Below are 7,747 nucleotides of genomic sequence, written 5' to 3' on the forward strand. Positions count from 1 at the left end.
GACGGGTCAATGCAGGGTGCACGGGTGGTTCCCCGTCGGCTCCTGTTTAGCGTAGCGGCCCTCTTCCTTCCCGCCGCCCGACGAGTTCTCCGACCGGCTCATCGCCTCCATGTCGTCGGTCTTGTTGTACCACTTCGCCCGCTCCGCGTCGGTCATCGCGTGGCCCTCTTCCAGCCAGTGCTGCACGACCGGCGGAACGTGCTCGTAGGTCAGGTTCGTCTTCCCGTTCGCGTCGTAGAACGGGATCACCTCACCCTCCTTGTTCATCCACGTCAGCTGGTCACGGGGGATCTTCTCGCCGGTCACCGGGTCGCGCGGGACCCCGCCCTGCTGCCTGCCCTCGACCGTCCATTTCGCCGCCATCGCGTCGTGCGTCGACTGCCAGTACTCGCCCGGGTACTCGGTGCTCCGGTTGTGCACGTGGTCGGCGGGCGGCAGGGACGGGTCCCGTGCCCACTGCCCGTTCTTCGGGTCCTTGTAGCCGGCGAGGCCGAGCGGGTCGCCGATCAGCACCGGGTTGGCGACGTAGTTGTAGTGGTTGGCCGACGGGGCCAGCCCGAGCGGGTCGGGGGAGAGGTAGCGCGCGGTGTGCGGGTCGTAGTAGCGGTGCACGTTGTAGTGCAGGCCCGTCTCCGCGTCGAAGTACTGCCCGGGGAACCGCAGGCGGCAGTCGGCACCGTCCCTTGTGGACACCGCGATCTGGTTGCCCCACAAGCCGTTCGTCTGGTACCAGACCACCTGGCCCGCGGCGTCGACGAGCTCGGCGGGGCTGCCGACGAGGTCGGCGACGATCGCGTGGAACCGGGTGTCGATGATCTCGGCCGGCGCGTCGGCCAGCCACGAGCGCGACGTCTGGGCGACCGGTTCGTCCCCGCTCGCGCGGTAGTCCCAGGTGACGGCCGTCGTCGTGCCCGCCACGGTGCGCCGCTCCTCGGCGAGCTTCATGCCGTCCCAGACGAAGCGGATCTCCTCGGCGATCGCGCCGTCGGCGCCGAGGCGGTGCTTGGCCACGCGGCGGCCGAACGGGTCGTAGACGTAGCGCCAGCGGACGCCGTCCGGCGTGGTCACCCCGACCAGCTGGTGGAGGTCGTTCCACACGTACTCGCGGATCCGGCGCTGCCCGGACAACGTGCGCCGGACCTCGCGGACCACCCGGCCCGCCGCGTCGTAGGCGTAGTGGGTGCGGCCGGCGGCGCGCAGCAGAACCCCGTCGACCGTGCGCGGCCCGGCGGCGTCCGCCGCACCGGCGGCCGGTTCGGGGCCGGGCGTGGCCGCGACGAGGTTGCCCAAAGCGTCGTAGGCGTAGCGCTCGCTCCAGGTCGCCGCGCGCACCCCGGTGACCCGGCCCGCCGGGGTCAGGTCGTAGGCGCGGTCCCCGCGCAGCCGGTCGTCGATCGCGGTGACCTGGCCGTCCGCGCGGTAGCGGAAAGTGCGCTGCTGCACGGCGCGCACCTGGCCGGGCGAAGCCGCCGCGGAGAACAGTGCCTGCCCGGTGAGCCTGCCGACCTCGTCGTAGGTCTGGGTGAGCGTGGCGTTTTCGCCGAGCCTGCGGAGCACCTCCTGGCCGCCCTCGTATTCGAACGCCACGGTGCCCGCCGTGCCGGTCAACGCGGTCTCCCGGCGCAGTTCGTCGTAGCGCCACGAAGTTTCGACGCCGGACGGGGTCACCCGCCGGACCCGGCGCCCCAGCGCGTCGTATTCGCTGCGCAGGACGAGCCCGTTGACCGTCTCGGCGAGCGGGCGGCCGAGCACGTCACGCTCGAAGGTCACCTCGGTGACCCCGTCGGCGACCCGGCGCAGCCTGCCGCCTTCGTCGTACTCGTAGTCGATCCCGGTGCCGGCCACCGACTGCCGGAGCACCCGGCCGCGGACGTCACGGGTCAGCTCGACCGGGGGCCCGCCGGCCTCCGACCGCGCGACCAGGCCCCCGAGCGCGTCGACCCGGTACTCGATGCGGCGGCCGGTGAAGTCGCGTTCGGCGATCAGGTTGCCCGCGGGATCGTAGCTGTAGGACCAGGTCTGGCCCGCCGGGTTGGTCACGCCGGTGAGCCGGAGCTCGGTGTCGTAGGCGAACGTGTACCGGATCCCGTCCTGCCCGGTGCGGGCGAGGAGCATGTTGAACGGGCCGTGCTCGAACGTGACCACCCCGCCGCTGGCGGACCGGCTGCGCACCAGATTTCCTTCGAGGTCCCGGAACCGTTCCTCCCGGTTGCCGTTCGCGTCGACCTGCCAGGACAGCCCGCCCTCGACGGTCCAGCCGTACCGGGTCGTCCGGCCGCGCGCGTCGGTCATCTCGGCCAGTCTGCCGAGCCCGTCGTAGCGCAGGTGGCTGGTCTCGCCGAGCGGCGAGGTGACCGTCCGGGGGCGGCCGATGTCGTCGCTCGTGTAGGTCCACCGCCCGCCTTCGGCGTCGACGGTGGCGCTCAGGTGGCCGCGCTCGTCCAGCTCGTTGACCGTCACCGCGCCCATCGGGTCCACAGTGGACAGCAGGCGGCCCGCGTCGTCGTAGGTGTGCCGCCAGACCGCGCCGTTGGGCCGGGTCACCGTGACCGGCAGCCGCCAGCGCGGGTCGTAGGCGATGGTGACCTCGGTGCTGTCCGGGTGCACGATGCGCACCGGGTCGCCGTTGTCGTCCAGTTCGTAGCGGGTCGTGTTGCCGTTCTTGTCGGTGTAGGCGGTCAGCCGGTGGTAGCGGTCGAACTCGGGGCGTTCGGCATTGCCGTTCTGGTCGACCACCGCGCTGAGGTGGTTGTGCTCGTCGTAGTGGAATTCGGTGCGATGGCCGAGGCTGTCGGTGACCGTGGTGATCCGGTTGACCAGGTCGTAGTCGAACGTCGCGTCGAGGTACCCGCCGAGGCCCTCGCCGCGCACCACGCGGCCGTCCGTGCCGTAGACGTAGCGGTAGCGGTATCCGTTGCGGTCGATCCATTCGGTGATGCGGTCGGCTTCGTCGTAGCCGTACTGGTAGGGCGCGCCGGTCGAGTTGACGATCCCGATGAGCCTGCCGCGCCGGTCGTAGCGGAACGACACCAGCGGCAGGTCCGCGCCCCGCTCGCCGCCGCCGGGCAGCCGGTACCCGGTGACGCGGGTGCCTGCCGGGCCGGTCACGGTGTCGATGCCGATCCGGTAGCCGCCGGAGTGCGTGACGGCGACCGGATCGCCCGCTTCGTCGCGCTGGTACTCGACGCGGTGGCCGCTGCGGTCAGTGAGCGCGGCGATCGGCCACTCGTCCCCGGCCGCGGCCGCGAAATGCCGCGTCCAGCCGGATTCCGGGTCGGTGATCCGGTACGTCGCGGTCTCCGCGTCCCAGCTCAGCGGCCAGCGGGCGCCGAAAGCGGGCAGCACGGGCTCGCCGTCGAGCGCGGGATGCGGGTAGCTCAGCACCTCCGCGTCCTCGCCGAGGTAGCGCACGCGGTCGCCGGTCAGCACGAGCCGCTGGTCCATTGTGGACGACCAGCCGGGGCCGAACGAGCGGCCGTCGGGGTAGGCGGAGGCGTAGGCGCGGCGGAGCACCAGCGGCAGCAGCCCGGGCAGCTCCACGTCGGTGGCCGCGGTGATCATCTGGCCGGAGACGGTGTCGACGGGGTCGCCGCCCTTGCCGTCGCAGCCCCCGGTCCCTTCCGACTTCTGCCCGCCGACCGCGTCCGGATCGGTCCGGCCGGGCGTCTCCGGCGAGGCGCTGCTGGGCGATGTGCCGTCGGGAACCGCGCCATCGGGGGAATCCGGCGCCGACGACGGCGTCGTGCTTTCCGGTGCGGTGGGCTCGTGCGTGGTGGGGGCGTGCCCTTCGGCCGACGACGCGTGCGTGGAGCCTTCGCCGGGGCGTCCGTGCAGTTCGGACATGACCTTCTTGATGGAGGCGAAGATCTCCTCGAGCTTGCTCATCATCGGCCGCAGCTTTTCGACCGAGTTGATGAGTTTCTTGAGCAGCGCGCCGATCTTCTCCAGCCACGCCGACACCTGCTCGACCACCTGCGCCACCACCACGGGCGTGCCGAGGCCGAGCGAGCAGACCTCTTCCAGCGCGTCCTGGATGAAGTCGCCGACGGCCTGGGTGACCATGTCCCGCACCATCGCGCGCACCGCGCCGGTGATCACGCCGACGATCTTGACCACCGTGCTGATGGTGTTGGCGCAGGTCGCGGCGGCGTTGATGTGGTCGATCTTGTTCTTGAGGTTCGCGCGGTAGGTGTCGGCGGCCTGGCCGGTCCAGTTCGCGGTGTCCTTCTCGGCCGTCGCGGCCAGGTCCTTCGCCGCCTTCTGCACGGCCTGCCCGACGTTGGCCCAGGTCTGGGAGTACGCGGCGATCTGGTCGGCGTCACCGGCGAGCTGGTTCAGCGCGTCCTGTAATGGTTTGACGTGCTCGATCAGCCAGTTCAGCCCGTAGGAGATCAGCGTGCCGACCGGGTTCATCGCCATCGTCAGCAGGTCCAGCCCGGTGCCCAGCGCGGCGATCCCGCCCTCGACCCACGACCCCGACTCCACGCCTTCGTACACGCCCGCGGCGTCGTCGAGGACGTTGATCCCGCTGTGCCAGGTGGTCGAATCCTGCTTCCCGGCGACCAGCGGGTTGCTCACGACAGCTCCTTGCCGAGGTCGCTCAGCGTCTTCGCGTGCGCCTGGTCCGCGCTCTGGTACGCCGTCGCCGCCTTCTCCACGGCTTCGGAGACCGAGGCCATCGCCTGCTTCGCCAGGCCGAGCGTGACCAGGCCGGGCGCGCTCACCGCGAGCACCATCGGCACGAAGAGGGGACCGCAGATCATCCCGTACGCCTGCACGCCCACGGTCACCTGCTCGGCCGCGGAAAGCGCTTGCTCAAGCGTCTGCGAGACCTGGTCCACGGCCTTCGCGTGGGTCTTCAGCTCGTCGGGGCGGACCTCGTAGCCGCCACCGGAACCGTTACCCGCCATCGCTTTCCCCCTCGGTTATTCGCGCACCATGAAGGACTGGCCGAAATCGTCGTCGCCGTCGTCCGGGCGTGGCCGGGGTTTCGGCTGGGGCGGCGGTGGTGGCGGCTGCTCGTCCTCGACGGTGCCGATCTTCCGGACGTTCGGCTCGGGCTCGGCCGGCTCCTCGGGTTCGGGGAACTTGGCCCGGTAGTTGCCGATGATCGTGTCCATCGTCTGCGGATCGTCACCGATGGTCTCGGCCATGACCTCGCCGAGACGCTCCGGCAGCCGGGACTGCGCGCGGCGCAGGGTGGTCAGCACCGCGGCGGAGACCTGCGCGCCCGAAAGCTCCTTGACCTTGTCGGTGATGCGCAGATCCGTCACGTTCCCGGCCGAATCGACGGTGACGGAGACCAGCCCGTCCGGCGAGGACTCGGTCACCGACACCTGCCCGACCGCGGCCTGCATCGCCCGGTAGCGCCGCGCCTTCTCCTTCGCCTGCGCCACCAGCTGATCCACCCGCGCGGCCGGGTCCCCGTCCTGGCCCGACAACGGATCGCTCATCCGCCCACCGCCTTTCGCACCTTCGGACGCGCTGAGCAAACCATCCGGTTCCCGTTCCCGGGGCGGAGACCGCGCGAGTTAGTCCAAAGGGCGCAAACCCGGTCGGCGAAATGGCCGGGATATCCTTTTCGGCGCGGGCGGGGCTTGATCACTGCCTCGGGCGTGCACTCCAATGGGGGCATGACGGGGACGAGCGGGCAGACCATCGCGGGCCTCCTGCTGGACCGGGCCGGGGACCACCGGCCGGGATTGCTGACCAGGCAACGGAACTGGAGCTGGGACGAGGTCGTCGGCGAGAGCGCCGCCCGCGCCGGGCTGGCCCGCGCACTACCCGGTGACGGGCCGTTCCACATCGGCGTGCTGCTGGACAACGTGCCCGAGTTCCTGTTCTGGCTGGGCGGGGCGGCGCTCGCCGGGGCGACGGTCGTCGGGATCAACCCGACCCGCCGCGGCGCGTACCTGGGGGAAGAGGTCGCGCACACCGACTGCCGGTTCATCGTCACCGACGCGAAGGGGCTGGAGATCCTCAGCGGGCTCGACATCGGCGTGCCGCGCGAGCGGTTCCTCGTCGTGGACGAGCCGGGCTACGCGGGCCGGGTCGCCGCCGCCGAACCGGTCCGCGAAACGACGGTCACCCCGGAAACGCGGATGCTGCTGTTGTTCACCTCCGGCACCACGGGCGCGTCGAAGGCCGCGATCTGTTCGCAGGGCAGGCTCGCCGGGCTGGGGCAGCGCAACAGCGCCAAGTTCCACGTCGGCAAGGACGACATCTGCTATTGCCCGATGCCGCTGTTCCACGGCAACGCGCTGATGGCACTGTGGGCGCCCGCGCTGACGGCCGGCGCGTGCGTCGCGCTGCCGCCGAAGTTCTCCGCGACGACCTTCCTCGAGGACGTGCGCTACTTCGGGGCCACGTTCTTCACCTATGTCGGCAAGGCGATCGGCTACATCCTCGCCCAGCCCGAACGGCCCGACGACGGCGACAACCCGCTGACGCACGCGTTCGGCACCGAGGCGTCGCCCGAGGATCAGGCGGAGTTCCTGCGGCGCTTCGGTTGCCGCCTCTACGAGGGTTACGGGTCCAGCGAAAACGGCGGCATGCTGAAGCTCGCGGACGGCGCGCCCGCTGGCAGTCTCGGCGTCCCGGCCAAGGAGAGCGTGCTGATCGTGAACCCGGAAACCCGCGAGGTGTGCCCGCCCGCGGTGCTCGACGAACACGGCCGCGTCCGCAACGCCGAGCAGGCCATCGGCGAGATCGTCGACACCGAGGGCGCGGCCAAGTTCGAGGGCTACTACAAGAACGACGCCGCCAACGCCGAACGCGTCCGGCACGGCTGGTACTGGACCGGCGACCTCGGCTACGTCGACGAAGCGGGCTACTTCTACTTCGCCGGGCGTTCCGGGGACTGGATCCGCGTGGACGGGGAGAACATCTCGGCGCTGCTGACCGAACGCGTGCTGCGGCGGCATCCCGGCGTGCTCGCGGCGGCGGTGTTCGCGGTGCCCGACCCGCGCTCCGGCGACCAGGTGATGGGCGCGCTGGAGGTCTCGCCGGGCACCGCGTTCGAGGAGCTCGACCTGCCGGAATTCCTTGCCGCGCAAGCGGATCTGGGCACCAAGGGAGCCCCGCGCTTCGTCCGTGTCTCGACCGCGTTGCCCGCCACCGGTTCGGGCAAGCTGCGGAAGAAGGAGATGCAGTCGGACGGCTGGCGCACCGGCGACCCGGTGTACCACTGGGCGGGCCGCGGCGCGATCGAGTACGTCCCGCTGACCGAAGCCGCCCGCGATGCCCTCCGCGAGGAGTTCGCCGCGAACGGCCGGCTGCGGTTCTTGCCATGATCGCTTTCCCGGGCTCAGCTCCAGCGCGATCCGCCGGAAGACAGGGTCGAACCGGGGCACCGGAACGGCGGGGTCCACGACGTGCGAGCCGAAGTGCGCGATCACCAGCTCCCGCGCGGGGGAGACGTAGAGCCGCTGTCCCGAGCGGCCGCGGGCCTCGAACGCGCTTTCGTGACCGTAGGGGAGCCACCAGAAGTCGTGGTACGCCAACACAGCCGAGTCTCCGGGCCGGTCGTCGCCGGTGCCTCCGGTGCGCCGCAGCACGCGGCTCAGGCGCCCTTCGGCGCGCATCGCCCGCGCGTCGCGGGCGATCCCGCCTGGGGTGAGTTTCAGTCACCCTGCTCGGCCACGCTGCTCGGCCCGCCCGCTCGGCCACCCCGCCTCAGGCGAGCAGGTTTCGCCCACCCCGCTCGGCCACGCTGCTCGGCCCGCCCGCTCGGCAAGCCCTCGCGGCG

4 protein-coding genes are annotated in these 7,747 nt (G+C 71.3%); 1 reads left to right on the forward strand and 3 read right to left on the reverse strand.

All coding sequences use genetic code 11. The annotated features are described in order from the left end of the window. Positions 1-6 precede the first annotated feature (6 nt). From FPZ12_RS39965 to FPZ12_RS39975, 3 genes are read right to left on the reverse strand one after another with little or no spacing between them, the layout of a single operon-like run. Positions 7-4,578, reverse strand: coding sequence for a DUF6531 domain-containing protein (locus FPZ12_RS39965; RefSeq protein ID WP_144757293.1), 4,572 nt, complete (start codon positions 4,576-4,578; stop codon positions 7-9). Continuing rightward, positions 4,575-4,910, reverse strand: coding sequence for a type VII secretion target (locus FPZ12_RS39970; protein WP_144757295.1), 336 nt, complete (start codon positions 4,908-4,910; stop codon positions 4,575-4,577). Before FPZ12_RS39970 ends, FPZ12_RS39965 begins: the two co-directional genes overlap by 4 nt. Before the next feature lie 15 nt (positions 4,911-4,925). Next, entirely contained in the window at positions 4,926-5,453 is a 528-nt protein-coding gene (locus FPZ12_RS39975) for a YbaB/EbfC family nucleoid-associated protein (protein ID WP_144757297.1), read from the reverse strand. A 180-nt stretch (positions 5,454-5,633) separates the two neighbouring features. On the opposite strand from FPZ12_RS39975, the gene casI reads away from it, so the two are divergent. Further along, positions 5,634-7,292 carry a steroid-22-oyl-CoA synthetase gene (gene casI / locus FPZ12_RS39980; protein WP_144757298.1) on the forward strand — a complete coding sequence of 553 codons (1,659 nt, stop codon included), beginning with the start codon at positions 5,634-5,636 and terminating at the stop codon, positions 7,290-7,292. Positions 7,293-7,747: the final 455 nt, after the last annotated feature.

This window comes from Amycolatopsis acidicola, from assembly GCF_007713735.2.
Lineage (GTDB): Bacteria > Actinomycetota > Actinomycetes > Mycobacteriales > Pseudonocardiaceae > Amycolatopsis_E > Amycolatopsis_E acidicola.